Genomic DNA, 23,355 nt, shown 5'->3' with positions numbered 1-23,355 from the left:
TGAAAAATGAACTATTTTATTCATAAGGATATTATCTCGAATTCGAGATAATTTAAAATAGGAGTGAAAATAATGAAAATCAAAGGGATTCACCACGTATCTGCGTTAACAGCCAATGCTCAGAAGAATGTTGATTTCTATCGCCAAATTCTTGGCTTGAAACTTGTAAAGAAAACAGTCAATCAGGATGACCCATCTATGTATCATTTGTTTTATGGAGATGAGGTCGCTTCACCAGGAACAGAGCTTACATTCTTTGAGATTCCAATGCTTGCCCGCCGTTTGGAAGGGACAAATGCGATCACAAGCACAGGCCTTCTCGTTTCTTCTGAAGAGGCACTCACGTTTTGGGAAAAGCGGTTTGAAGATAAAGGCGTACAGCAAGAAACAGCTTCCTTGAGAGGCGGAAGACCTGCCTTACGTTTTAAAGACCCAGAAGGGCAGCAGCTGTTTTTAACAGTAGAACCGAACGCACAAGAAGAAGGATCACCGCCAGTGCATCTCGATATTCCTGCAGAGTATGCAATTAGAGGTTTAGGTCCAGTTGAATTAACCGTTGCAGAAGCTGATAAGACGATCCGTGTCTTAACAGACATCCTTGGTTTCACCGAAAGAGCACGTGAACAATCAAATGATGGTGAGATCGTGACCATTTTTGAGTCAGGAAATGGCGGTGCTGGAACAGAAATTCATGTGATTGAAAAAACAGAAGGGCCTTCTGAACGTTCCGGCAGAGGAAGTGTGCATCATGTCGCATTCCGTGTGAAGGATGCAGAAGAGCTTGAAAAATGGTATGAAAAAATATCAAAAGCAGGCTTTACGAACTCTGGTGTTGTAGAACGTTTTTATTTTAAAGCTCTTTACTTTAGAGAGCCAAATGGTATTTTATTTGAAATTTCAACAGATGGTCCTGGGTTTACAGTTGATGAAGGGGTGGATGTACTTGGCGATCAATTAGCCCTTCCGCCATTCCTAGAGCATAAACGAGCAGAAATTGAACAAAGATTAACGCCGATTCAATCGTCATAAAAAAACAGCTCATAACTGAGCTGTTTTTTCATTAGGAACTGATCTGCTTAGATTCAGATTGTGTTAATGTGACCTGTTTCGTTTCTTGTTTTCCGTTTCGAATGAGGGTGATGCTCACGGTGTCTCCTACTTTTGTATTCGTGTATAGCTCGTGACGTAATTCGCTGCCAGTTTTGATTTGTTTTCCATTGATGGCGGTAATGACATCCTCTGACTTTAAGCCTGCTTTGGCGGCAGGTGAGCCAGCGGCGATTTCTTTGACATACACGCCTTGATCGAGCTGACTGCTTTTAAGTCCGAGTGTTTCTTTCTGATACACATCTGGAACTTGTTCGAGATCCAGCATACTGATACCGATATATGGACGTTCAATTTTTCCTTTTGCGAGAAGCTGATCAGCGATTGGTTTGACATCATTGATTGGCAGCGCGAACCCAATGCCTTCCACACCTGTTTCAGAGATTTTCATACTCGTGATCCCCACAACCTTTCCGTCTGTCGTCAGAAGCGGGCCGCCGCTGTTACCTGGATTAATGGCCGCATCTGTTTGAATGACATTAATGCTGCTTTCGCCTGCTGATGTGTTCATAGAGACTGTTCGGTCGACACCGCTGACAATTCCTTGTGTCACCGTTCTTGAAAGGTCTTCACCAAGCGGGTTTCCGATTGCGATGACAGTTTCTCCAGCACGCAGTGAGGAGGAATTGCCTAATGCCGCCACCTTCGTCACATGACTGCTGCTAATTTCCACAACGGCTAGGTCAGTGAGCGGATCAGCTCCAACCAGTTTTCCTTCAATGGTTTTACCATCGTGTAAGGATACGGTGAGTTTGTTTGCCCCTTCAATGACGTGGTTGTTTGTTAAGATATAGGCTTTATTGCCTGATTTTTTGAAAATCACTCCTGAGCCTGTACCGGTTTTTTCCTCTTGACTGCTTTTGTTTTGCTGTGATTCATCGAAAGGGGTACTGAAATCGCCAAAGCTCGTGTCTGTTTGAGTTTGTGCTTGGTAGTTTGTAATGCCGACAATTGCTGGTGATACATTTTCGACCATGCTGGAAATGCTGTTTGATGAATTTGATGTTTGGACGGCTGTTGTTTTTGACGAATTCGTGTGATTTGTCGATACTGCTTCTGTTTTCGCTGCTGAATCATTTGCGTTGCTGGCTGATGAATGCTGAGCATATGGCGTAAGAACGTACACGCCTAACGCTAATGTACCGCCCACAACACCGCTGACGAATGGCTTAAACCAGCCATTTGGCTTCTTCTGTTTTTGAGGTTGTTCAATAGTTTGTTTGTCATCTTTGTGATGTGTCATTCGAATCACTCTCTTTCATTGATTTTTTCATGTATGTGTTCAATGTGTTTTACCTTATGTGGTGGTGACTGATTTTATCGTAAGAAAAAAGTGTGGGATAAAAATGAAAACATTGTGGGAAATTGTTAAAATAAGTAGTGAATCTTAGCAAATAGAGGAGTTTAAACTGTGGAGACAATCGGAATTATTGGATATGGAAGTATGGCTGATATGATGGTGCAAAAGTGGCTGGAAAATGGGGTACTAGATGCTCATCAAATCATGATCCATACAAGAAGTGAAACGGAACGCCTGCATCAGCTTAAAGAAAAGCACCAAGAAATCAGCATTTGTTCATTAGGTGAACTTTCTGCGTCATGTGATATATTGTTTGTCTGCGTGCCGCCGCTGGCTGTACTAGATGTTCTAGATCAGCTGCCTTCTGCAGCGAGAGCGTTACATATTGTGTCAGTAGCAGCAGCTGTGACATTAGAAAAGTTACAAGCGCATACAACACAGCCAGTGTCTAGATACATCCCAACACTCACGTCAGCTGTTGGCACAGGCGTATCCCTTGTTGCGCATGGTGCAACCGCAGGGCGTGAGGAAAAAGAGCGTTTACACCGTCTGCTTTCAGCTTTTAGCATCGTCAGGGAGGTAGAGGAAGACCGGTTTGATGCGGCGAGCAATTTGACAAGCTCATCTCCTGGTTTTATCGCTGCTCTGTTTGAAGAAATGGCGAAAGCGGCTGTGAGAAATAGCGATCTTTCCTTGGAGGAAGCGAATGAATTTTTAACGTATGCCCTTTTAGGGACAGGCCAGATCCTCGTAGAACGAGGCCTCACCTTTGCTGAAACTGTCGATAGAGTGGCGACAAAAGGGGGAATTACAGGAGAAGGTGCTGAGGTCATTCAACAGCAGGCACCTCAGATGTTTGATGATTTATTTACACAAACCATGAAGAAATATGAACAGCTGAAATCGCAGATCAATGAAGCGGATAAACACCACTAAAGACATAGTTAGTGGTGTTTTATTTGTTAAAAAAATCCTTTCTAAAATAGTCTTTTGACCTGTATTATCTGAGCCTAAATTCCTTATTTTCGGACATTGTATTGAAAAATCAATCAAGTTCTCATATAATTTTTTAGAAAATTTAGAAAAATATACACAAATTTTATGTTTAATTAAAGGGGGATGGGAATGAAGCTCTATCTATCTGTCGATATGGAGGGAATTACTGGTCTAGCTGATCATACATTTGTTGATTCACGCCAGCATAACTATGAGCGGGGCAGACGCATTATGACAGGTGAAGTGAATGCCTGTGTAGAGGCGCTTATTCAGCATGGTGCCACCGACATTTTGGTGAATGACAGTCATTCTAAAATGAATAATCTTTTGATCGAAGAGCTGCATGAAGAGGCAGTTCTCATATCAGGTGATGTAAAGCCTTATTCAATGGTGCAAGGGTTGGATCAAACCTATGATGCAGCTGTTTTTTTAGGCTATCATGCAAGAGCATCAATGAAAGGTGTGATGTCGCACAGTATGATTTTTGGGGTCAGACATTTTTACATAAATGATCATCCAATTGGTGAAATGGGCTTTAATGCGTATGTTGCAGGCTACTATGGTGTTCCAGTGATTCTTGTTTGCGGGGATGATCAAGCAGCACTTGAGGCAGAAAAGCTGATGCCTGGTGTGAAAACAGTAGCGGTGAAAGAAACCATCTCAAGATCTGCTGTGAAATGCTTACCTCCAGCCAAAGTCAATAAACAAATCTCGCAGCAAGTGGAAGCCGCGATGACACAGATTGATCAAATGAAGCCGCTGACGCCTCCTGATCAGCCGCTGCTTAAAATTGAGTTTGCCAATTATGGACAAGCTGAATGGGCGAATTTAATGCCGGGTACTGCCATCATAGAAGGAACAACGACGGTGACGTACCAAGCAGAGAATATATTAGAAGCCTATCAAGCGATGCTTGTCATGACAGAGCTTGCCGCACGTACAACATTTTGTTAAGTGAGGGGGAGACAGCAGATGGCCAGCTTTTTGCTCAAGCGTTTTATTGCGATGATTGCCACGATCTTAACGATTACGACTTTAACGTTTATTTTAATGAAGGTCATCCCAGGATCGCCTTTCAATGAAGAACGAAATACAAACGAAACCGTCCAGCGAAACCTCGAAAGCTACTATCACTTAGACGAGCCACTCTATGTTCAATATGTCATCTATTTAAAATCCATTGTTACCTTTGATTTTGGTCCTTCCATTAAAAAGCCTTCTGAAAGTGTCAATGATCTATTGGCGAGAGGCTTCCCTGTCTCATTAGAACTTGGTCTTATCTCAATATTGATTGCTGTCATCTCTGGCATTCTGCTAGGGGTCATGGCTGCCCTCCGGCATAATGGTTTGATTGATTACATCGCTATGACCATTGCTGTTTTCGGTATATCCATTCCAAACTTTATCTTTGCTACCTTATTAATTCAGCAGCTTGCTGTCAATTTGAAGCTCTTTCCTACAGCGATGTGGACAAGTCCAATGCATATGGTGCTGCCCACAATCGCCCTTGCTGTCGGACCAATGGCCATTATCGCAAGGTTAACGAGATCGAGCATGATTGAAGTGCTGTCGCAAGACTATATCCGTACTGCCAAAGCAAAAGGACTTTCTCCCTTAAAAATTGTATTTAAGCATGCGCTTCGAAATGCACTTTTACCCGTTGTGACCATTCTTGGAACACTTGTCGCAAGTATTTTAACAGGAAGTTTTGTCATTGAAAAAATATTTGCCATTCCTGGAATGGGAAAATATTTTGTCGAGAGCATTAACAACCGTGACTATCCTGTCATCATGGGAACCACTGTTTTTTACAGCATTATTTTAATCACACTTCTCTTCATTGTCGATGTGGCGTATCGTCTCCTTGATCCGAGGATTCAGCTGCATCAGAAAGGAGGAAAGGCATGAGTATACACCTTCAGCATGATCCACCGAACAGGCATCCTGAAGTCCCGGACGAATGGTTTTCTCCTCGAGAGCAAAAGAAAACGGAAGCCCATGCCATTAAAAGACCCTCTCTTTCCTATTGGGCTGATACATGGAGGCGGCTGAAGCAAAATAAGCTTGCGATGTTTAGTCTATCGGTCCTGATTTTTCTTTTTGTCATGGCAATCTTAGGCCCATTGCTTGCGCCAAATAGTGTGACAGAGCAGCGTCTTTCGATGCAAAATCTGCCGCCCTCGGCTGCTCACTGGTTCGGCACAGATGAGCTTGGGCGAGATGTGTTCACACGTACTTGGTACGGAGCACGCATTTCGTTATTTGTGGGCGTCATGGCAGCCCTGATTGATTTTGCCATCGGTGTGATTTATGGGGGCATAGCCGGCTATAAAGGCGGACGCTATGATCATGTCATGATGCGGATTGTCGAGGTGCTCTACGGACTTCCTTATTTACTCGTCGTCATTTTATTGATGGTGCTCATGGGGCCAGGGCTAGTCACCATTATTGTAGCGCTCACTGTCACCGGATGGATTGGAATGGCAAGAATTGTGAGAGGTCAGGTTCTTCAGCTGAAAAGCCAGGAATATGTCCTTGCCTCAAAAACCTTTGGTGCCAAAAGCCTGCGGATCATTCGCCGCAACCTGCTGCCGAATACGATGGGGCCGATTATTGTCCAGATGACCCTCACTGTGCCGACCGCGATATTTGCTGAAGCGTTCCTAAGCTTTCTCGGTTTAGGTATTCAAGCGCCGTTTGCAAGCTGGGGTGTGATGGCTAATGACGCTTTGCCGACTGTGCTGTCAGACAATGGACATTGGTGGCGTTTATTTTTCCCGGCATTTTTTATTTCACTCACGATGTTTTGCTTTAACAATTTAGGTGATGGCTTGCAAGATGCACTTGATCCAAAGATGAAGAGGTGAAGCGCTTTGAAAAAAGTTCTACAAATCATCGATCTGCACGTCAGCTTTCGGACATATGGCGGTTCTGTTCAAGCAGTACGTGGAGTGAATGTCGATGTATATGAAAAAGAAACCTTAGCCATTGTAGGAGAATCAGGCTGCGGAAAAAGTGTGACTTCACAAAGCATTATGAGGCTTCTGCCTGCATACAGCGCACATGTCGATCAGGGAGAAATCTGGTTTCAAGACCGCAACTTGCTGTCATTATCTGAAAAAGAAATGCGCGCCATACGAGGTGTCGATATCTCGATGATCTTCCAAGATCCGATGACGGCACTCAACCCAACCTTGACAATAGGGGATCAGCTGATGGAGGCGGCGAAGGAACATCAAAAGCTGACGAAAAAAGAAGTGAAAGAAGCCGCTATACAGATGCTTGATTTGGTTGGTATTCCGCAGCCGAAGGAGAGATTAAAGCAATACCCGCACCAATTCAGTGGGGGAATGAGGCAGCGGCTCATGATTGCAATGGCACTGATTTGCGAGCCAAAGGTGCTGATTGCAGATGAACCAACGACCGCACTGGATGTCACCATACAGGCACAAATTTTAGAGCTGTTTAAAGAGATTCAAAGGAAAACAGGTGTCACCATTATTTTAATTACACATGACTTAGGGGTCGTAGCCCAGGTTGCCGACCGGGTAGCGGTCATGTACGGAGGGAAAATGGTTGAAGTCGGAACAAGGCGAGATATTTTTTACAGTCCGCAGCACCCTTATACAAAAGGGCTCCTGCAATCCGTTCCAAGACTTGATATGAAAGATGAATTGATTCCGATTGAAGGAAGCCCGCCTGATTTATTTGCTCCGCCAAAGGGCTGTCCGTATACCGAACGCTGCCCGGTGGCCATGAAAGTGTGTGATCATATCATGCCGCACGAAACGCAGCGGTCACCTACCCATACAGTGCATTGCTGGCTCCAGGATGAGCGAGCGAACCAAGCGATTTTATCTTCAACACAAAGGGGGAGTTTTTGATGAGAAAAAAAGGGTGGATCATCAGTGTTTGTTTGTTCATCATCATGCTGCTTGCAGGATGTACAGCGAATGAGCAAGCAGGTAAAGGATCATCAAGTAATAAGGGTGAAAAGAAAATATTAACTTTAAATAACGAAAACGAACCGACCTCATTTGACCCGCCGATTGGTTTTAATAATGTATCGTGGCAAGGGCTAAATAACTTAATGGAAGGATTAACGAGACTGAATGAAAAGCACGAACCATCTCCTGCAATGGCTGAAAAATGGGAGATTTCAGAGGATGGAAAAACGTACACGTTTCATTTAAGAGACAGTATCAAGTGGTCGAATGGTGATCCAGTGAAAGCGAGTGACTTTGAATATGCGTGGAAGCGTCTGCTCGATCCGAAAACAGGCTCCTCTGCATCGTTCTTAGCTTACATGATTGAAGGAGGAGAGGCATTTAACAGCGGAAAAGGAAAGAAAGATGACGTAAAAGTCAGTGCTGAAAATGACAAAACGCTAAAAGTCACACTGGCATACCCGCAGAAGTCATTCTTAAATATGACCGCAAACCCTGCCTTTTTCCCTGTTAATGAGAAGGTAGCTGAGAAGGACCCAAATTGGGCAAAGGATGCCAAAACCTTTGTCGGGAATGGGCCGTTTCAGCTGACAGAATGGAAGCATGATGAGAGCTTCACCATGGAAAAAAGTGAGACGTATTGGGACAAAAAAACAGTCAAGCTGGATCAGGTAAAGTGGCTGATGATCAGTGATCGAAACACTGATTATCAAATGTATCAATCGGGAGATTTAGATACTGCCTTTGTCCCAGCAGAGCAAAGTGAAAATCTGTTGAAAAATAAAGATGTGCAAATTGAAGATCAGGCCGGACTGTTCTTTTATCGTCTGAATGTGAATATGGAACCTTTTCAAAATAAGAACATTCGCAAAGCCTTTCAAATGGCGATCAATCCGAAAGATATCGTGGATTATGTAACAAAGAATAAAGAGAAGCCAGCTCGCGCCTTCGTTTCACCGGGGATTCTAGATTCAAAGGGTGAAGATTTCAGAGAAGCTGGCGGCGATCTTGTCAAACAAGATACGAGTGAAGCAGCGAAGCTATTAGAAAAAGGGCTGAAAGAAGAGAACTATTCGAAACTGCCGCCCGTCACATTAACATATAGCACAAAGCCTGAGAACAAGAAAAAAGCTGAAGCCATCCAGCAGCAATTAAAAGAAGCGCTAGGTGTGGACGTAAAGCTTGCAAACATGGAAGCCAATGTATTTGCAGAAGATCAAAAGGCGCTGAAATTTCAATTCTCGCAAAGTTCATTTTTAGCAGACTATGCAGATCCGATCAATTTCCTAGAGAGCTTCCAAACAGGGAATGCGATGAACCGGACTGGATGGTCAAACGACACCTATGATCAGCTGATTAAAAAGGCGAGCCAGGAAGCAGATGAACAAAAGAGAAACAGCATCCTTCATGATGCAGAGGCACTTCTCATTGAAGAAGCACCGATCATTCCAATTCATTTTTATAACCAAGTCCATTTACAAAAAGAGGGCGTGAAGGGAATTGTCCGCCACCCTGTTGGGTATATCGATTTGAAATGGGCGCAAGTAGATGGAGAGTAGTAAATGAGAAACACGGACGCTTTGGAAAAAAGCGTCTGTTCCTTTATTCGTTCATGTTATGGAGAAGATGCCCATAGATTGAAAGAAACAAAGAGAAAGAGGGGATTGGCATGAACCAGCTGCCAGCAGCGCTTCAAACAGGGGATACGGTGGGGATTATTGCACCAGCAAGCCCGCCTGATGAATTGAAATTAGCAAAAGGGATTGCTTTTTTAGAAAGCCTCGGGCTGAAGGTGAAAAAAGGGAAGTATCTCGATTCTCGGTACGGGTATTTAGCGGGGCGTGATCATGAAAGAGTGGAAGATCTTCATGGCATGTTTCAAGATCCAGAAGTCAAAGCAGTTATTTGTGCCTGCGGAGGGTACGGAACTGGAAGACTTGCGGAAGTCATTGACTATGATCTCATTCGCAGGAATCCAAAAATCTTTTGGGGTTATAGTGACATTACGTTTTTACATACGGCCATCCAGCAGCAGACCGGACTTGTGACCTTTCATGGTCCAATGCTTTCCTCTGATGTGGGACTTGAAGAGGTTCATCCGTATACGAAGGATACTTTTTTGCAGCTGTTCACGCCGAAGGCCTTTACGTATACGCATCACTTTTCACCTCTTCATACCTTCTACCCCGGCACTGCTTCAGGTGACATCATAGGAGGGAATCTTGCCCTCATCGTGACAACACTTGGTACACCTTTTGAAATTGATACGAAGGGTAAGCTGTTGTTCATTGAAGATATTGACGAAGAGCCGTATAAAATCGATCGCATGATGCAGCACCTCACCTCTGCTGGAAAACTGGATGATGCGGCAGGATTCATCATTGGAGATTTTCATCAATGTGAACCAAAAAAGAAAGACCAGTCCTTAACCTTGGAACAGCTGTGGGAAACCTATATTGTGCCGCAAAAGAAACCTGCACTCGGCGGCTTTCGGATCGGTCATTCATCACCGAACTTTGCCATTCCGATGGGCGTTCAGGCTTCACTAGATGCGGCAGGGAAAAAACTGCACATTTCTCCAGGCGTTGCTGCGAAAGAGGCGATCAAATGAAAATCGTGGATGTTCGTACATGCAGAACGAGTGTACCGCTAAAAAAGCCTTTCAAAACCGCTTTAAGAACGGTGTATGACGCAGCATCTCTGATCGTCATCATCACATATGATCAAGGTGACGTCAGCTACGGAGAGGCAGTTCCCACGTCGGTGATTACAGGAGAAACGCTGGAAAGCATCGACTATGCCATCTGTGAAGTGATCAGACCCATTTTGCTCGGGGCTTCCTTGGCAGAGTATGAACAAATCTTTTCTGCTATGAACCGCGTGCTCGCAAGCAACACAAGCGCAAAGGCTGCAATCGATATGGCCATTTATGATGGGTTAGCAAAGCAGGCAGGGCTTCCGCTTTATCAATACCTTGGCGGATATCGTCATCAGCTCGAAACCGACTATACGGTCAGTGTAAACCGTCCGCTCGAAATGGCGGAAGATGCGAAGCAATACGCAGCCGAAGGCTTTCAGACGTTAAAGGTGAAAGTGGGGAAAGATGACATACACACGGATATTCAGCGTATCAAGCGGATTCGAGAAAAAGTCGGACCAGACATTCAGATCAGGCTCGACGCAAACCAAGGATGGACGTGGAAGGAAGCGATCACAGCCATTCGAAAAATGGAAGCACTGAATATTGAATTAATAGAACAGCCAGTGCCGAAAGAAGATATCGAAGGTCTGCGCCGTGTGACAGAAGCAACTGATACATTGATTATGGCAGACGAAAGCATTTTTAGTTTTCATGATGCAATCAAGGTGCTTGAAACGAGAAGCTGTGATCTCATCAATTTAAAATTAATGAAATCGGGCGGCATAAAAGAAGCACTAAAAATCAATGTCCTAGCTGAAGCATACGGTGTTCAGTGCATGGTTGGCAGTATGATTGAGTCAAAGCTTGGCATTACAGCAGCGGCACATTTCGCCGCAAGCCAGCCGAATATCACCCGCTGCGATTTTGATGCCCCGCTTATGCTGAAAGAAGACATGATAGACGGAGGAATCGTGTACAAAGGAAAAGACATATTGTTACCGCTGCATCATGGGTTAGGCATACAAGGGGTGAAAGGAGTCTCGTGATGATATATGAATCAAAGGTTCCAGTCGCTAACGTATGGACAGCACCGCAGTCTCCGCGAGAAATCGATCGAAAGGTACTTCAGGACTCCATCAACATCAAAGAGTGGATTGACCAGCAAACATATGAAGAAAAATTGGCTTTATGTGAAGAAAATTTGATTCAATCTCAAATACTGCTCGGAGAACGAGTGATTGGATTAGAAGAGACAGATGGCTGGATGAAAGTCGTCATACCTCAGCAGGCCAGCCGGAAACATCCGCAAGGTTATCCAGGCTATATACCTGTTGAGCAATTAAACCAAGTAACAGGGGGAAATGGATCAGCAGCATCTCTTATTGTTTCTCAGAAAAAAGCCACGCTCTATCAAAACGGGGAACCCGATATGGAGATTAGTTTTTTAACAGAGCTGGCAGCAGCTAAAGAAACAGATGATCAATTTTATGTTGTCACCCCAGTAGGAATAAGAGAAATCAACAAAGCGGATGTACGCCCAGTTTCACATGCTTACTCTTTGACCGGCAAAGATGTCGTAGACGCAGGAAAACAATTTATTGGACTTTCTTATTTATGGGGAGGTATGAGCAGCTTTGGATATGATTGTTCAGGTTTTGCTTACAGCATGTACAAAGCGTGCGGATATCTTTTGCCGAGAGACGCAAGTGACCAAGCAGTTCAAGGAACCCCGGTGGCATCAAGCCATTTAGAACCAGGCGATTTGCTGTTTTTTGCAAATGAAAACGGAAAGGGAGCGATCCGCCATGTAGGGATCTACGCTGGAGACGGGAAGATGCTTCATTCGCCTAAAACCGGCAGACAAATTGAACTGCTTTCCCTTTCTGGCACTTCATATGAAAAGGAATGGGCAGGTGCAAGGCGGTATTTACCAAGCGAGAGGAGGAGCGATCATGGTAGTTGAACCACTTTTACAAGTAAACAACCTCAAAAAACATTTTCACCTATCAAAAGGGAGAACGTTAAAAGCGCTGGATGGTGTCTCTTTTCAGCTGAAACAAGGTGAAACCTTTGGTCTCGTTGGTGAATCTGGCTGCGGCAAATCCACACTTGGAAAAGTGCTCATGCGTCTTTATGAACCAACAGATGGTGAAGCCTTATATGAAGGGAAAAGTCTTCACCACCTTTCTAAAAAAGAATCATTTGATTTCAACCGGCAAATGCAAATGGTCTTTCAAGATCCGTATTCCTCCTTAAATCCGAGACTGTCAGTAAAAGATATTATGCTAGAGCCAATGGAGATTCATCAGCTTTATGGCAGTCAAAAGAAAAGGATTGCCCGCGTAAAAGAACTGCTCGAAGCGGTAGGGTTAAGCTATGATTTTGCCACCCGCTATCCGCACGAATTTAGCGGAGGACAAAGGCAGAGAATCGGCATTGCAAGAGCACTTGCCTTAGCGCCAAAATTTATTGTGGCAGATGAGCCGATTTCTGCACTAGACGTTTCCGTTCAAGCGCAGGTGGTGAATCTGCTGAAGAAACTGCAAAAAGAGGAAGGATTAACATTTCTCTTTATTGCACATGACTTGTCAATGGTGAAATATATTAGCGACCGGATCGGTGTTATGTATTTAGGCCATCTCGTTGAATTGACGACAAGTGATGCATTATATCAAACACCGCTTCACCCATATACACAAGCCTTGCTGTCTGCTATCCCCATTCCAGATCCTGACGTAGAGGACAAGCGCAAAAGGTTTATTTTAAAAGGAGAAATTCCAAGTCCAGTCAATCCGCCAAGCGGCTGTGTATTTCGAACAAGATGTCCTGCCGCGATGGATGTATGTGCTGAAAAAAAGCCGACATTACAAACGGTGGAAGAAGGACATGAAGTTGCCTGTCACTTATATAATAGAAAATAGGACAAGCTAGACAAAAAGCCAGCAAGTAGACAAGCTGTTCTACACGCTGGCTTTTTTAATAGATGAACGCCGAATAGGCAATGTGCAGCATCTGAACGAGCCACCAGATTTAATAATTTCAGAAAAGTCCACTTCAATAACGGTGTATCCGTGAGCGGTTAACGCAGCATTTGTTTCTTGGTTGCTGGGCAAGCTGATCACTTTTTTCTGCCCAATGGATAAAACATTTGGTCCAAGTGTGAATTGCTCTTGTTCGCTGATTTCAATCAAATCATAATACGTTTTGAGCAGCTGGAGATCCTTTTGCTTGAACGCTTCAGGATAAATGATTATTTCGTCATGAGACAGAATATTCATCACACAATCAAGATGCAAAATGTGAGGAGGAAGGTGAATAGGAATGATGTCATGATCCGGCAGTTCCTTTTTTAGCTGGTAGATAGCGGCTGGACTAGTTCTTTTGCTCGTGCCAACAAACACACGCTTCTGATCCACAAGCACATCGCCGCCTTCAATTGTTCCGTCTGTCAAAGTGACAGCTGACCACCCTTTTGCCTGTGCCCAATCTTTTAGACACTGTTCTTCCCCTTGCCGAACCGGAGCGGCCATCTTTGAAACAAACAGTGTATGTCCAATCGTAAACCCAATATCCCGAGTGAAGACTTGCTCAGGGAAGCGGTCATTCGCTGGGAGCAGGATGGGCCGTACTTGATGATCTTTAAGGGTTTGGATCAATTGCTTATGCTGAGCGACTGCTCTCATTTGAGAAATATTTTCTTTCGCAAAATGTTTCTGGGTTTCGTTGATAATTTGTTTGATTTCCATATAAATAGGACTGCATAAAAGAACTTCTTCTAAATCGTCGTATTCACTCATGCATTGCGGCATTTTGTATAATTGGTCTGCTCTCATCGAATCCATCAAATGGCCTCCTTGTTCGTTCATAGTTCTATTATTCCTTCTTCTTGTCATGGTTGAAACATTTCCGAAAGAAAATCTCTCACATAAGACTAAAGCAAAAAGTTTAGACAAACCTAAAAGAATAGTGTTTAATAAAAGTCGTTCCGCATCTACGAAAACAGCAAGAAGGAGCTATGATGATGAGTGAAGAAAATTTCAAATACTGCAAGGAATCGAAAGTTGTTAAAACCAGCAGGGTATTCCCTCTCGATACGAATAACCACCAAACGTTATTTGGCGGGAAATTAATGAGCTATATAGATGACATTGCCTCCATCTCGGCAGCAAGACACAGCCGCAGTGAAACGGTCACAGCTTCAATGGATTCTGTTGACTTTTTAGAGCCGATTGGACAAAAGGAGTCAGTATGCTTGGAATCCTATGTCACATGGGTCGGCACGTCTTCTATGGAAGTGTTCGTCAAGGTCATTAAAGAAAACTTGATGTCTGGAGAACGCAGGCTCGCAGCGACTTCATTTCTGACATTTGTCTCATTAGATGAAAACGGAAAGCCTAAACGAGTCCCGCAGGTGATGCCGGAAACAGAAGAAGAGATCATGCTTCATCAAACAGCGAAGCAGCGGGCAGAGGAAAGAAAAAGCCGCCGAAAACATAGTAAGGCGCTTGCTGACGCACTTGGGACAGATAAACCTTGGGCGTAAAAATCACCCTTTAAGCGGTGATTTTTTTCTATGTCAGTATCTTGCATGGCAAGATAGTGTATGGTAAGATGAAACTATCTTGTGATGCAAGATACTGAAATCGGAGGAAGAATCATGACAACATCCACACAAATGCTAAAAGGAATTTTAGAAGGCTGTCTGCTGTCGATTATTTCTGAGGGCGAAATTTATGGGTATGAAATGACGAAGAAGCTCGCGCATTATGGGTTTGATCAAATAAGTGAAGGCAGTATCTATCCGATTTTGCTGCGTATGCAAAAGGAGCAGCTGGTGACCACCGTCACAAAAGCGTCAGCGAGCGGTCCGAAAAGGAAATACTATACGCTCACACAAGGGGGAGAACAAGCGCTCAAAGAGTTTATTGCCCGCTGGAATGAGCTCTCGAAAAATGTAAATCGCTTATTACAAAAAGGGAAGTGAGATTATGGTATCAAAAGAAACAAGACACATTCTACTAGAGCTGCAACTTTATCTCATATCAAAGGGAAAAAATCAGGATGAAATCGATGAGCTGATGGACGAACTGACAGCACATGCGGTTGAGGCTGAAAAAGACGGCAAAACAGGTGAGGATGTGTTCGGCGGAGATCCACGGAGCTATGCTGATGAACTGGCAAAAGAGCTGTCAGGAAACCATAAAGACTGGGTGCCATTTGTCAGTGCTTTCTTAATTGGATCACTTTTTTACATGATTTTAGCAGATGCAATCAGCCAAAACTTATCCTATTCTTTTTTTGCTTTGATTGGATATCCGCTCGTTTTAGTGGCCAATGTCATCATGATCATTTTGATGTTTAGAGCGTCCGCCTTTCAAACAAGCGGCCGGGTATTTCTCTACTTTTGGATGTTAGGAATCTTTCAGCTGACAGCGATGGTCACAATCAAACTATTGGATCAAAAACTTGGCACGCCATTACTTGTACTTACTTCAGGACAAAGATGGGGCGTCATTTTGCTTATGCTGCTATGTATCGTTGTATTCAATGCAATCTTAAAGGCGAATGTCGTTTCATTGATTCCGCTCATCTTTTTCGGACCGCAGCTCATATTCGAATGGATTGGCTGGACGTCACCAAGTGTTATTTTACTGCAAAGCCTGCTGTCTATTGTGATTTTAATAGGGCTTATGCTCATTGTCCTGCGCCGGGCAAATAAGAAAAATGAAAATACGAATGTAAACTGAGCACATCCGATCCGATGTGCTTTTCTTTTTCTAAAAAAATGTAGAAATGGAATTGTGTTTTTCATTACAATGGGGAGAGGACAAAAATGAAAAGGGGTTCTGTTTTTGGATATCGTATGGGGATATGTACTCGTTTTTGTATTGGCTGCTTTGCCTTTTTTTGAAGTGATTGGTGTCGTTCCATTCGCAATCTTAAGTGGACTGCATCCTGTGACAACAGCTGTGATTGGATTCATCGGCAACTTTCTCACAGTCTTGTTTCTCATTGTGTTTGTGGACCGGTTTAAAGCATGGTGGTTAAAGAGAAAAGAAGAGAGAGGTGATGAAAAAGGAGAGAAAAAGCAGCTGCGGGCGAGAAAAATTTGGGAACGATACGGTCTGCCTGGATTAGCGCTCATTGGTCCTTTTATCATCGGCAGTCATTTAGCGGCCTTGATGTGTATGAGCTTTGGAACGAAAAGAAAGCAAGTCGCGGTGTGGATGACCGTCAGTTTAATGATGTGGACAGCGCTGGCTGCTAGTTTAACCGGTGCCGGCTTCCATTACTTTGCCCCAGATTCAAATGGTTTGTTCGGAGATATTTTTAGCAAGTAAAAAAAGGGAGGGTCATCAATGACAGTTCAAACAAGGACAGTATTTGAAACAGAGCGCCTGAAACTGAGAACGATGAATGAACATGATGCGTCATTTTTATATACCAAGCTGTTCCAGGATGAAGAAGTGATGAAGTATTATCCTTCTTTGAAGGATGAACAGCAGACAAAAGAGTGGATTGCATGGAATCAAAAAAATGACCGCACGTACCACACCTCGCTATGGATCATTGAAGATAAAGAAACAAATGAGAGACTTGGACAAAGCGGAATTGTTCTGCAAAATATCGAAGGACAAACGGAGCTTGAGATTGGCTATATGCTTAAGAAAGCGGCGTGGGGGAATGGCTATGCTGCTGAGGCTGCAAAAGGCTGTCTCACCTATGGATTTGAAGAAATGAAGGTCAGACGGATGGTCAGCCTAATTCGTCCTGAGAATGAAGCGTCGGTGAAGGTCGCTTTAAAAATGGGCATGAAAAAAGAAAAAACCATTTCAAAATGGGACCAAATCATTGATGTATACAGCATCACCCGTGACGGAGAAAATGGCTCGCTTACTGAATAAGCAGAGCCGTTTTTTTCTTTTATGCACGTTGTTCTAACTGAAGCAAATATTTCTTTCGTTCAATCCCCCCGCCGTAGCCTCCAAGTTCACCACTTGTTTGAATCACGCGGTGGCAAGGAATGATAATCGCCAATTGATTCGCACCATTTGCATTACCAACGGCACGAACCAAATGCGGATCGCCCAGTATTGTGGCTAGATCACGATAGGATCTCGTTTCGCCTGATGGAATGAGTGAGAGCTGCTCCCACACCTTCATTTGAAAAGGGGTGCCATGTAAGGAAAGGGGTACAGTAAACTTTGTCAGCTTTTTCTCAAAATATAAGGCCAATTCCTTTGCTAATTGCTGATGGACGTTTGTTTCTCCAACTAAAATACGGGCATGATGCTTCTTTCTTAATGTTTCGATTTCTTTTTCGAGTCCCCTCCTGTCCATAAACTCCAGTAAATACACATGTGTGGCATCTGTCACGCTGATCATCCGCCCGATCGGTGTGGAAATAAAATTAGCATAGAGAATGTGAATCTGCGCTTTTTTAGGGGGATTTCCCATGATTTTCGTAAATGCATCATTGAAGGCGCTTGAAGATTCATAGCCAAAGGTGACCTGCTGATCGATTACTTTTTTTCCGTTCAAAATTTCTTTAAAGGCAAGTCCCATTCTACGTGATCTTGCATATTGAACAAAGGTCATGCCGTAAATGTCTTTAAATTTTCTTCGAGCTGTGGCAGAGTGAATCCCTAATTGACGGAAGTCCTCTTCCTTCCAGCGTTTCTCAGGATTTTTTTCTACTGCTGAAACGAGTGTTTTGACTTCTTCAGGGATGCTGTTAGGGTATGTTAACGGTGTGCAGCGCTTGCATGGGCGATACCCTGCCAGCAGTGCCTCCTCCGCTGTAAAGAAAAACTCACAGTTTTCATATTTGGGCTTTCTGGCCGTACATGTGGCATGACAGAAGATGCCGGTTGTCTTAATACAGGCAAAGAATGTGCCGTCATATTGCGGATTCTTGTCAACAAGTGCTTGATAAAATTCATGTTTTTGTTCATCGGTCATCATCATATGAATCCACCTCTTGATTTTCTATAAAATGTTTTTCAGCATTCTAAAGTTGAGCGTTCATCACATCAATCTTAATTCATTATATCAGCGATATGATCGTTGCCATACCCGCGCTTTAACGAAGGCGGAATGATCCTTCTTTCTCGTATGCAAGTATGATAAATATGTCGATCTCCTCCTGTTTTAGTTCATATACTTTAGTTACTTCTGTTTCATTTCTTCATAAAATGCTTCAACTTTTTGTTCGTAAAGTACGGCCTCCATGTCCTTGTATTTACGCTTGATCGTCAATGTCATAAAAAATAAATGGATTGTCATATACGCTCATTTCCCTTCAATCCGCAGCAAGCGAAACAGCCCACAAATCTTCTTGATCAGTTGACCTGTTTCTAACACTTAGTATACGGCGGTCCCATAAAAATTCTTTCGAAAAATGAACAAGTATATTTGCAAGAGGAAAGCAAAGTGATAGACCGGTATTTAGGGGTGTGATACAATTTTGGCACACAGAATCTGCTCTAAGTCAGATCTGCTTATCATGAATTGGTTTTCTAGGGTTCCGTGCGGGTGGCGCAGTCTGGACCGAGAGAAAACACATAGGGTCTAGACAAAAGACCGTATGACACGGAGGGATAAAAGCCCGGGAGATTTGATCAAACGATCGATTTCCGGGCTTTTTTTTGTTGGTTGGAATCGTTCAGAAAGGAAGGGATCTAATGAAATGGGGAAATGTTTTGATTGCGGCGGTTTTTGAAGTCGGCTGGGTGATGGGATTGAAATATGCTGACTCTTTATTCGAATGGGCCGCAACCATCGTTTGTATTGTCGTCAGCTTTTATTTACTCCTGAAAGCCACGACTGTACTACCAGTTGGCACACTTTATGCCGTTTTTACCGGACTTGGGACAGCAGGTACTGTCATAGTAGGTATGGTCATGGGGGAGCCGGTACAGCTAGTGAAATTACTTTTAATCATGGTGCTTTTAAGCGGTGTATTAGGGCTCAAACTGACCACAGGAGAAAAGAAAGGAGAGACTGAATCATGAGCTGGCTTTTACTCATTGGGGCAGGCATTTTAGAAATGCTTTGTGTCACCATGATGAATCAATTCCAGAAAGACCGGCATGTCAAATGGATTTTATTCATTGCAGCTGGATTTTCTCTGTCCTTTCTCATGCTCTCTCTTGCGATGAATACAATTCCGATGGGAACGGCGTACGCCATTTGGACTGGCATTGGAGCTGCTGGAGGAGCCATTGTCGGCATGCTGTTTTATGGTGAGTCGAAAGACGCAAAACGTATTTTCTTTATCGCATTGATTTTATCTGCGGCGGTCGGGTTAAAGATTATTGAATAAGAAAAGGGCTGGCATCTGTCTGCCAGCCTTTTTTACATCGAATGATGATTGGAATCGTTTTCATTTTTGCGGTAAAGCTGACTCACTAGCAGAAAACAGACACCAAATGTGAGCAAAGGAATGAGTCTTTCACCGGCCATAAATAGATAAATACCTGTGATCAGACATACGATGCCGAGCCAAAAGCTCACTTTACCAAACAAAGTCATGCTTTTCATCTCCATCACTCCTTTTGTGATAAAAGGTCTACTCACATTATATCACGCTAGGTGCAGAATTGAATGAATATTCAATAAAAAATGGACTCTTCATTGCTTTTTCTCTTTCCAGTCCAGTATAATATTTCATTAGAATGAAAACGTAAATGAGGTCATGATACATGAGAACATTGATTACAGAGAAACTTGAATTACACAGACAAAAGCACGAGCAAAAAGGCAGACTGCTTGTCAGCTGTCCGGATCAGCCTGGTATTGTATCAGCTGTTTCTTCCTTTTTATTTGAGCACGGAGCGAACATCATTGAATCCAGCCAATACACAACCGATCATGAAAGCGGCCGGTTCTTTTTAAGAATTGAATTTGATTGGAAAGACATTTCGGCGAATATGGATCAATTGAAAAATAGTTTTGAGCCAATCGCAGCATCATTTCAAATGACGTGGAGCATGTCGCGTGCAAGTGAGCTTAAAAAGCTGGCAATCTTTGTCTCAAAAGAGCTTCATTGTCTGCATGAACTTCTATGGGAATGGCAAAGCGGAAATTTAATGGCTGAAATCGCAGTTGTGATCAGCAATCATGAAACGGCAAAAGATACAGTAGAAGCGCTTGGGATCCCATTCCATTATGTAAAGGCGAACAAAGACATTCGCAAAGAAGCTGAAAAAGAGCAGCTCGCCTTATTAGAAGAGTACGATATTGATGCGGTTGTACTTGCTAGATACATGCAAATTTTAACGCCTGGATTTATTGAAGAGCATCCGAACAAAATCATTAATATTCATCATTCCTTCCTGCCGGCGTTTATTGGTGCCAACCCATACAAGCGGGCATATGAACGGGGCGTCAAACTAATTGGTGCGACTTCTCATTATGTTACAAATGATTTAGACGAAGGACCGATCATTGAACAAGATATTGAGCGTGTAGATCACCGTGATGATGCGGAAGCCCTAAAAAATATTGGCCGGACAATTGAGCGCAGTGTGCTTGCGCGTGCTGTCAAATGGCACTTGGAAGATCGAATTATTGTTCATGAGAATAAAACGATTGTCTTTAATTGACCGCTTGACTTTTCTTTAGCAATTGGTGATAATATAAAAAAATTAACGAGCGTTGAAAAGGAATAGTAAGCAGGAACTGGTGCGTAAAGAGAGCAAATGATATGCTGAAACATTTGCCGCAGACAGCTGCTGAACCTGCCCTTTGAGCCTTAGAGGAAAAATCTAAGCGCGTGCCTGGCGTTACAGGAGTTGAGTGGAATAAGCATTTCGTATGCTTATTCAATGAAGGTGGTACCACGGAAAATCCCTTTTCGTCCTTTACATAAGGAGAAAAAGGGATTTTTTTGTGCCTAAAGGTATAGCGGAGGGAATCAAGAATGAAAAAGCAAAGGATCGTCATAAAAATTGGCAGCAGTTCATTAACAGAGCAAAAAGGAGCCATTGATGAACAAAAGATGCAGGATCATGTAAGAGCCATAGCAAAGCTCAAAGAAGCAGGGCATGAAATCATTTTAATTTCATCAGGAGCCGTTGCGGCAGGATTTGGAAGCCTAGGCTATCCATCAAGACCTGTGACCTTAAAGGGGAAACAGGCAGCCGCTGCCGTTGGTCAGGGCTTGTTAATGCAAAAATATACAGAGCTTTTTTCACAGTTTCACATGACACCTGCTCAAATGCTTTTAACACGTAATGACTTTTCAGATCGAACAAGATATCGAAATGCTTACGCAACGATGATGGAGCTGCTGGAAAGAAAGATTTTGCCGATCATAAACGAAAATGATTCAGTCTCCATCGAGGAGCTTACCTTTGGGGATAATGACATGCTGTCAGCTCTTGTCAGTGGATTAATCCATGCAGACCAATTGATCATATTAACAGACATCAATGGTATTTATAATGCAAATCCAAATGAGCATCCTGAGGCTCAGCGGTTTGATGTCCTGACTCATATTTCAGAAGAATTGTTTTCATATGCAAAGAGCACTGGTTCAAAGGTTGGAACAGGCGGAATGAAATCGAAGCTGTCTGCTGCACAAACGGCACTTTCACTTGGTGTGAAAGTCTTCATAGGCACAGGCACTGGGGAAGACAAGCTGCTTCGCATTCTTGCGGGTCAAGGGGACGGAACGTATATCGGAGAACAGGACTTATCAGCCGTGAACAACCGCCGTCAATGGATTCAATTCCACTCACCGGTCTCTGGAAAGATCATGATTGATGCAGGAGCGGAAGCGGCGATTTTGCATAATGGCAGAAGTCTTCTTCCGGCAGGAGTCATTGATGTCGCTGGTGACTTTTCTAAAGGAGAGGTTGTAGAAGTCGTCGGGCCAAACGGATTAGTTGGTAAGGGACAAACGTTGTACGCATCCGATGAGCTTCTCGGCATTAAAGGAATGCGAAGTGACGAGCTTTCAAAAGAGAAGCCTGAGGTCATACACCGAGATCACTGGGTACAGCATGTACAAAACTGAGGAGGGAATACGATGAATGAAGTTCTTGAAAAAGCAAAAAAAGCAAGTGTAGCTAAAGATCAGCTGCTTCTAAAAACGACGGAACAAAAAAATGCTGCCCTGCACGCCATTGCGAGTGCACTAAAAGCATCTTCAGCTTATTTAATAGAGGAGAACCAAAAGGATGTTCAAGCGGCTGAGGAAAAGCAGTTCACGCCATCTGTCATTGACCGGATCACACTCACGGAAGAGAGAATTGAAGCCATTGCAGACGCGACTCTTCAACTCATTCAGCTAAAAGACCCAATTGGTGAAACGTTAGAAACCATTCAAAAAGAAAACGGTCTATTCATCGAAAAGGTCCGTGTACCGCTTGGAACGGTTGGCATGATTTATGAAGCAAGACCAAATGTGACAGTCGATGCTGCGACCCTTTGCTTGAAAACTGGGAATGCTGTTATTCTGCGCGGAAGCTCATCTGCTATTCATAGTAATAAAGCGATTGTAAAGGTAATTCATGAAGCGCTTTATACAACGGATATTCCAGTAGACAGTGTGCAATTGATTGAAGATACTGGCCGTGAAACGGCGAAAACGCTGTTCACCTTAAATGAATACCTCGATGTCCTCATTCCGCGCGGTGGGAAGAATTTAATTGATCTTGTAGTGAGAGAGTCTACTGTGCCGGTGCTTGAGACAGGTGCAGGAAATTGTCATATCTACATTGATGAAACAGCGAAAAACGAAATGGCTGAGCGGATTGTGCTGAATGCCAAAACCCAAAGACCATCTGTTTGTAATGCGATTGAGAGCATTGTCATTCATGAAACATGGGCAAAAACATACGGCGCTTCGTTATTTGAAGCCCTTCAATCAAATGGGGTAGAAATACGCGGTGATGAAGCTGTTTGCGCGCTTGCTCCTAGTGCTGCATTAGCGACAACTGAGGACTATGCAACGGAGTTTTTAGCACCGATTGTCAGCATTAAAATAGTAAAAAACATAGAAGAAGCGATTCAGCATATTCAAACATATAGCTCTAAGCACTCTGAAGCGATCATTACAGAAAATGATGAACATGCAGCCCTTTTCTTAACAGCTGTCGATGCAGCCGCTGTTTATCATAATGCTTCTACTCGTTTCACAGATGGCTTTGAATTTGGTTATGGAGCGGAAATAGGTATTAGTACACAAAAACTTCATGCAAGAGGGCCAATGGGTCTGCCAGCCTTAACGTCTGAAAAATTTGTCATTCGTGGACAAGGACAAATAAGAGAATAACGAATTCAAAAGAGAGTCTTGTGACAACAGGCTCTCTTTTTCCTTTCATTTTTGTATTTCTCCGGTCAAGTATGATAAAATA

26 protein-coding genes, 1 riboswitch and 1 other annotated feature are annotated in these 23,355 nt (G+C 43.3%); of the genes, 21 read left to right on the top strand and 5 right to left on the bottom strand.

Annotated features, from left to right (window positions below; genetic code table 11):
* The first annotated feature begins 72 nt into the window (after window positions 1–72).
* Window positions 73–1,029, top strand: coding sequence for a ring-cleaving dioxygenase (locus ACP69X_RS08010; RefSeq protein WP_075611293.1), 957 nt, complete (start codon window positions 73–75; stop codon window positions 1,027–1,029).
* 31 nt (window positions 1,030–1,060) lie between these two features.
* Here ACP69X_RS08010 and ACP69X_RS08005 read toward each other — a convergent pair whose 3' ends face one another.
* A complete protein-coding gene (locus ACP69X_RS08005) occupies window positions 1,061–2,350 on the bottom strand; it encodes a S1C family serine protease (protein WP_269103740.1) in 1,290 nt (429 codons plus the stop codon).
* A gap of 168 nt (window positions 2,351–2,518) precedes the next feature.
* Between ACP69X_RS08005 and proG the strand changes: the two genes are divergently transcribed.
* The 10 genes from proG to ACP69X_RS07955 all read left to right on the top strand — a co-directional run bounded on the left by proG (window position 2,519) and on the right by ACP69X_RS07955 (window position 12,912).
* Entirely contained in the window at window positions 2,519–3,343 is an 825-nt protein-coding gene (gene proG, locus ACP69X_RS08000) for a pyrroline-5-carboxylate reductase ProG (protein ID WP_426052568.1), read from the top strand.
* A gap of 189 nt (window positions 3,344–3,532) precedes the next feature.
* Window positions 3,533–4,357, top strand: a complete 825-nt coding sequence (locus tag ACP69X_RS07995; protein WP_041085075.1) for a M55 family metallopeptidase — start codon at window positions 3,533–3,535, stop codon at window positions 4,355–4,357.
* An 18-nt stretch (window positions 4,358–4,375) separates the two neighbouring features.
* Entirely contained in the window at window positions 4,376–5,311 is a 936-nt protein-coding gene (locus tag ACP69X_RS07990) for an ABC transporter permease (RefSeq protein WP_039177974.1), read from the top strand.
* Entirely contained in the window at window positions 5,308–6,270 is a 963-nt protein-coding gene (locus ACP69X_RS07985; RefSeq protein ID WP_041085074.1) for an ABC transporter permease, read from the top strand. Before ACP69X_RS07990 ends, ACP69X_RS07985 begins: the two co-directional genes overlap by 4 nt.
* Before the next feature lie 6 nt (window positions 6,271–6,276).
* The gene (locus tag ACP69X_RS07980; protein ID WP_041085073.1) at window positions 6,277–7,287 is read left to right on the top strand and encodes an ABC transporter ATP-binding protein; all 1,011 of its coding nucleotides are present in this window, start codon (window positions 6,277–6,279) and stop codon (window positions 7,285–7,287) included.
* Window positions 7,287–8,909: a peptide ABC transporter substrate-binding protein gene (locus ACP69X_RS07975; RefSeq protein ID WP_041085072.1), complete on the top strand. Its 1,623-nt coding sequence runs from the start codon at window positions 7,287–7,289 to the stop codon at window positions 8,907–8,909. The genes ACP69X_RS07980 and ACP69X_RS07975 overlap by 1 nt, the downstream gene beginning before the upstream one ends.
* A 110-nt stretch (window positions 8,910–9,019) precedes the next feature.
* Window positions 9,020–9,961: a S66 peptidase family protein gene (locus tag ACP69X_RS07970; RefSeq protein WP_041085070.1), complete on the top strand. Its 942-nt coding sequence runs from the start codon at window positions 9,020–9,022 to the stop codon at window positions 9,959–9,961.
* Window positions 9,958–11,037: a mandelate racemase/muconate lactonizing enzyme family protein gene (locus ACP69X_RS07965; RefSeq protein ID WP_073979383.1), complete on the top strand. Its 1,080-nt coding sequence runs from the start codon at window positions 9,958–9,960 to the stop codon at window positions 11,035–11,037. Before ACP69X_RS07970 ends, ACP69X_RS07965 begins: the two co-directional genes overlap by 4 nt.
* Window positions 11,037–11,954 carry a C40 family peptidase gene (locus ACP69X_RS07960; protein WP_073979384.1) on the top strand — a complete coding sequence of 306 codons (918 nt, stop codon included), beginning with the start codon at window positions 11,037–11,039 and terminating at the stop codon, window positions 11,952–11,954. The genes ACP69X_RS07965 and ACP69X_RS07960 overlap by 1 nt, the downstream gene beginning before the upstream one ends.
* On the top strand, window positions 11,944–12,912 hold the full coding sequence (locus ACP69X_RS07955; RefSeq protein WP_073979385.1) for an ABC transporter ATP-binding protein: 969 nt from the start codon (window positions 11,944–11,946) through the stop codon (window positions 12,910–12,912). Before ACP69X_RS07960 ends, ACP69X_RS07955 begins: the two co-directional genes overlap by 11 nt.
* A 39-nt stretch (window positions 12,913–12,951) precedes the next feature.
* Here the strand turns inward: ACP69X_RS07955 and ACP69X_RS07950 are convergent, their stop codons facing one another.
* Window positions 12,952–13,833, bottom strand: a complete 882-nt coding sequence (locus ACP69X_RS07950) for a dimethylarginine dimethylaminohydrolase family protein (protein WP_073979386.1) — start codon at window positions 13,831–13,833, stop codon at window positions 12,952–12,954.
* A 179-nt stretch (window positions 13,834–14,012) separates the two neighbouring features.
* Between ACP69X_RS07950 and ACP69X_RS07945 the strand changes: the two genes are divergently transcribed.
* From ACP69X_RS07945 to ACP69X_RS07925, 5 genes are all read left to right on the top strand, one after another.
* Window positions 14,013–14,534, top strand: coding sequence for an acyl-CoA thioesterase (locus ACP69X_RS07945; RefSeq protein ID WP_008346212.1), 522 nt, complete (start codon window positions 14,013–14,015; stop codon window positions 14,532–14,534).
* Window positions 14,535–14,648: 114 nt separating this feature from the next.
* Window positions 14,649–14,975, top strand: a complete 327-nt coding sequence (locus tag ACP69X_RS07940) for a PadR family transcriptional regulator (RefSeq protein WP_073979387.1) — start codon at window positions 14,649–14,651, stop codon at window positions 14,973–14,975.
* Window positions 14,976–14,979: 4 nt separating this feature from the next.
* Complete coding sequence (locus ACP69X_RS07935; RefSeq protein ID WP_073979388.1) at window positions 14,980–15,738, top strand: HAAS domain-containing protein; 759 nt, start codon at window positions 14,980–14,982, stop codon at window positions 15,736–15,738.
* A gap of 105 nt (window positions 15,739–15,843) precedes the next feature.
* The gene (locus ACP69X_RS07930; RefSeq protein ID WP_041085062.1) at window positions 15,844–16,332 is read left to right on the top strand and encodes a small multi-drug export protein; all 489 of its coding nucleotides are present in this window, start codon (window positions 15,844–15,846) and stop codon (window positions 16,330–16,332) included.
* An 18-nt stretch (window positions 16,333–16,350) separates the two neighbouring features.
* On the top strand, window positions 16,351–16,896 hold the full coding sequence (locus tag ACP69X_RS07925; protein ID WP_041085061.1) for a GNAT family N-acetyltransferase: 546 nt from the start codon (window positions 16,351–16,353) through the stop codon (window positions 16,894–16,896).
* Between the two features lie 19 nt (window positions 16,897–16,915).
* Here ACP69X_RS07925 and ACP69X_RS07920 read toward each other — a convergent pair whose 3' ends face one another.
* Complete coding sequence (locus ACP69X_RS07920) at window positions 16,916–17,959, bottom strand: bifunctional transcriptional activator/DNA repair enzyme AdaA (protein WP_041085060.1); 1,044 nt, start codon at window positions 17,957–17,959, stop codon at window positions 16,916–16,918.
* Window positions 17,960–18,160: 201 nt separating this feature from the next.
* Window positions 18,161–18,277: a YrzI family small protein gene (locus ACP69X_RS07915; protein WP_075611302.1), complete on the bottom strand. Its 117-nt coding sequence runs from the start codon at window positions 18,275–18,277 to the stop codon at window positions 18,161–18,163.
* Window positions 18,278–18,499: 222 nt separating this feature from the next.
* A riboswitch (guanidine-I (ykkC/yxkD leader) is annotated at window positions 18,500–18,608 on the top strand.
* A 67-nt stretch (window positions 18,609–18,675) separates the two neighbouring features.
* On the opposite strand from ACP69X_RS07915, the gene ACP69X_RS07910 reads away from it, so the two are divergent.
* Together ACP69X_RS07910 and ACP69X_RS07905 are read left to right on the top strand one after the other, a co-directional pair.
* Window positions 18,676–19,005, top strand: coding sequence for a DMT family transporter (locus tag ACP69X_RS07910; RefSeq protein WP_041085059.1), 330 nt, complete (start codon window positions 18,676–18,678; stop codon window positions 19,003–19,005).
* Window positions 19,002–19,316 carry a DMT family transporter gene (locus ACP69X_RS07905; RefSeq protein ID WP_024424636.1) on the top strand — a complete coding sequence of 105 codons (315 nt, stop codon included), beginning with the start codon at window positions 19,002–19,004 and terminating at the stop codon, window positions 19,314–19,316. Before ACP69X_RS07910 ends, ACP69X_RS07905 begins: the two co-directional genes overlap by 4 nt.
* Window positions 19,317–19,348: 32 nt before the next feature.
* Here ACP69X_RS07905 and ACP69X_RS07900 read toward each other — a convergent pair whose 3' ends face one another.
* Window positions 19,349–19,534 carry a hypothetical protein gene (locus ACP69X_RS07900; protein WP_024424637.1) on the bottom strand — a complete coding sequence of 62 codons (186 nt, stop codon included), beginning with the start codon at window positions 19,532–19,534 and terminating at the stop codon, window positions 19,349–19,351.
* Window positions 19,535–19,695: 161 nt separating this feature from the next.
* Between ACP69X_RS07900 and purU the strand changes: the two genes are divergently transcribed.
* From purU to ACP69X_RS07885, 3 genes are all read left to right on the top strand, one after another.
* Window positions 19,696–20,598 carry a formyltetrahydrofolate deformylase gene (purU, locus tag ACP69X_RS07895; protein ID WP_075611304.1) on the top strand — a complete coding sequence of 301 codons (903 nt, stop codon included), beginning with the start codon at window positions 19,696–19,698 and terminating at the stop codon, window positions 20,596–20,598.
* 43 nt (window positions 20,599–20,641) lie between these two features.
* Window positions 20,642–20,860 (top strand) — a binding site (T-box leader).
* A gap of 55 nt (window positions 20,861–20,915) precedes the next feature.
* A complete protein-coding gene (gene proB / locus ACP69X_RS07890; RefSeq protein ID WP_073979396.1) occupies window positions 20,916–22,013 on the top strand; it encodes a glutamate 5-kinase in 1,098 nt (365 codons plus the stop codon).
* Between the two features lie 12 nt (window positions 22,014–22,025).
* A complete protein-coding gene (locus ACP69X_RS07885) occupies window positions 22,026–23,273 on the top strand; it encodes a glutamate-5-semialdehyde dehydrogenase (protein ID WP_041085057.1) in 1,248 nt (415 codons plus the stop codon).
* The last annotated feature ends 82 nt before the right edge of the window (window positions 23,274–23,355 follow it).

Source organism: Bacillus sp. DC4300-2b2 (assembly GCF_049895685.1).
GTDB classification, from domain to species: Bacteria; Bacillota; Bacilli; order Bacillales; family Bacillaceae; genus Bacillus; species Bacillus safensis.
Note: the sequence above shows the minus strand (reverse complement) of the source record. Positions and strands in the feature narration are given on the sequence as shown.

Bases quoted from the DNA above. Each gene is read 5' to 3' on its own strand.
- ACP69X_RS07915 (WP_075611302.1), bottom strand. From the start codon at position 18,277: ATGACAATCCATTTATTTTTTATGACATTGACGATCAAGCGTAAATAC.
- purU (WP_075611304.1), top strand. From the start codon at position 19,696: ATGAGAACATTGATTACAGAGAAACTTGAATTACACAGACAAAAGCAC.
- ACP69X_RS07950 (WP_073979386.1), bottom strand. From the start codon at position 13,833: ATGGATTCGATGAGAGCAGACCAATTATACAAAATGCCGCAATGCATG.
- ACP69X_RS07985 (WP_041085074.1), top strand. From the start codon at position 5,308: ATGAGTATACACCTTCAGCATGATCCACCGAACAGGCATCCTGAAGTC.
- ACP69X_RS07960 (WP_073979384.1), top strand. From the start codon at position 11,037: ATGATATATGAATCAAAGGTTCCAGTCGCTAACGTATGGACAGCACCG.
- ACP69X_RS07965 (WP_073979383.1), top strand. From the start codon at position 9,958: ATGAAAATCGTGGATGTTCGTACATGCAGAACGAGTGTACCGCTAAAA.
- ACP69X_RS07920 (WP_041085060.1), bottom strand. From the start codon at position 17,959: ATGATGATGACCGATGAACAAAAACATGAATTTTATCAAGCACTTGTT.
- ACP69X_RS07995 (WP_041085075.1), top strand. From the start codon at position 3,533: ATGAAGCTCTATCTATCTGTCGATATGGAGGGAATTACTGGTCTAGCT.
- ACP69X_RS07910 (WP_041085059.1), top strand. From the start codon at position 18,676: ATGAAATGGGGAAATGTTTTGATTGCGGCGGTTTTTGAAGTCGGCTGG.
- ACP69X_RS07975 (WP_041085072.1), top strand. From the start codon at position 7,287: ATGAGAAAAAAAGGGTGGATCATCAGTGTTTGTTTGTTCATCATCATG.
- ACP69X_RS07970 (WP_041085070.1), top strand. From the start codon at position 9,020: ATGAACCAGCTGCCAGCAGCGCTTCAAACAGGGGATACGGTGGGGATT.
- ACP69X_RS07885 (WP_041085057.1), top strand. From the start codon at position 22,026: ATGAATGAAGTTCTTGAAAAAGCAAAAAAAGCAAGTGTAGCTAAAGAT.
- ACP69X_RS07905 (WP_024424636.1), top strand. From the start codon at position 19,002: ATGAGCTGGCTTTTACTCATTGGGGCAGGCATTTTAGAAATGCTTTGT.
- ACP69X_RS07925 (WP_041085061.1), top strand. From the start codon at position 16,351: ATGACAGTTCAAACAAGGACAGTATTTGAAACAGAGCGCCTGAAACTG.
- ACP69X_RS07955 (WP_073979385.1), top strand. From the start codon at position 11,944: ATGGTAGTTGAACCACTTTTACAAGTAAACAACCTCAAAAAACATTTT.
- ACP69X_RS07900 (WP_024424637.1), bottom strand. From the start codon at position 19,534: ATGAAAAGCATGACTTTGTTTGGTAAAGTGAGCTTTTGGCTCGGCATC.
- ACP69X_RS07935 (WP_073979388.1), top strand. From the start codon at position 14,980: ATGGTATCAAAAGAAACAAGACACATTCTACTAGAGCTGCAACTTTAT.
- ACP69X_RS08010 (WP_075611293.1), top strand. From the start codon at position 73: ATGAAAATCAAAGGGATTCACCACGTATCTGCGTTAACAGCCAATGCT.
- ACP69X_RS07990 (WP_039177974.1), top strand. From the start codon at position 4,376: ATGGCCAGCTTTTTGCTCAAGCGTTTTATTGCGATGATTGCCACGATC.
- proB (WP_073979396.1), top strand. From the start codon at position 20,916: ATGAAAAAGCAAAGGATCGTCATAAAAATTGGCAGCAGTTCATTAACA.
- ACP69X_RS07945 (WP_008346212.1), top strand. From the start codon at position 14,013: ATGAGTGAAGAAAATTTCAAATACTGCAAGGAATCGAAAGTTGTTAAA.
- ACP69X_RS08005 (WP_269103740.1), bottom strand. From the start codon at position 2,350: ATGACACATCACAAAGATGACAAACAAACTATTGAACAACCTCAAAAA.
- ACP69X_RS07940 (WP_073979387.1), top strand. From the start codon at position 14,649: ATGACAACATCCACACAAATGCTAAAAGGAATTTTAGAAGGCTGTCTG.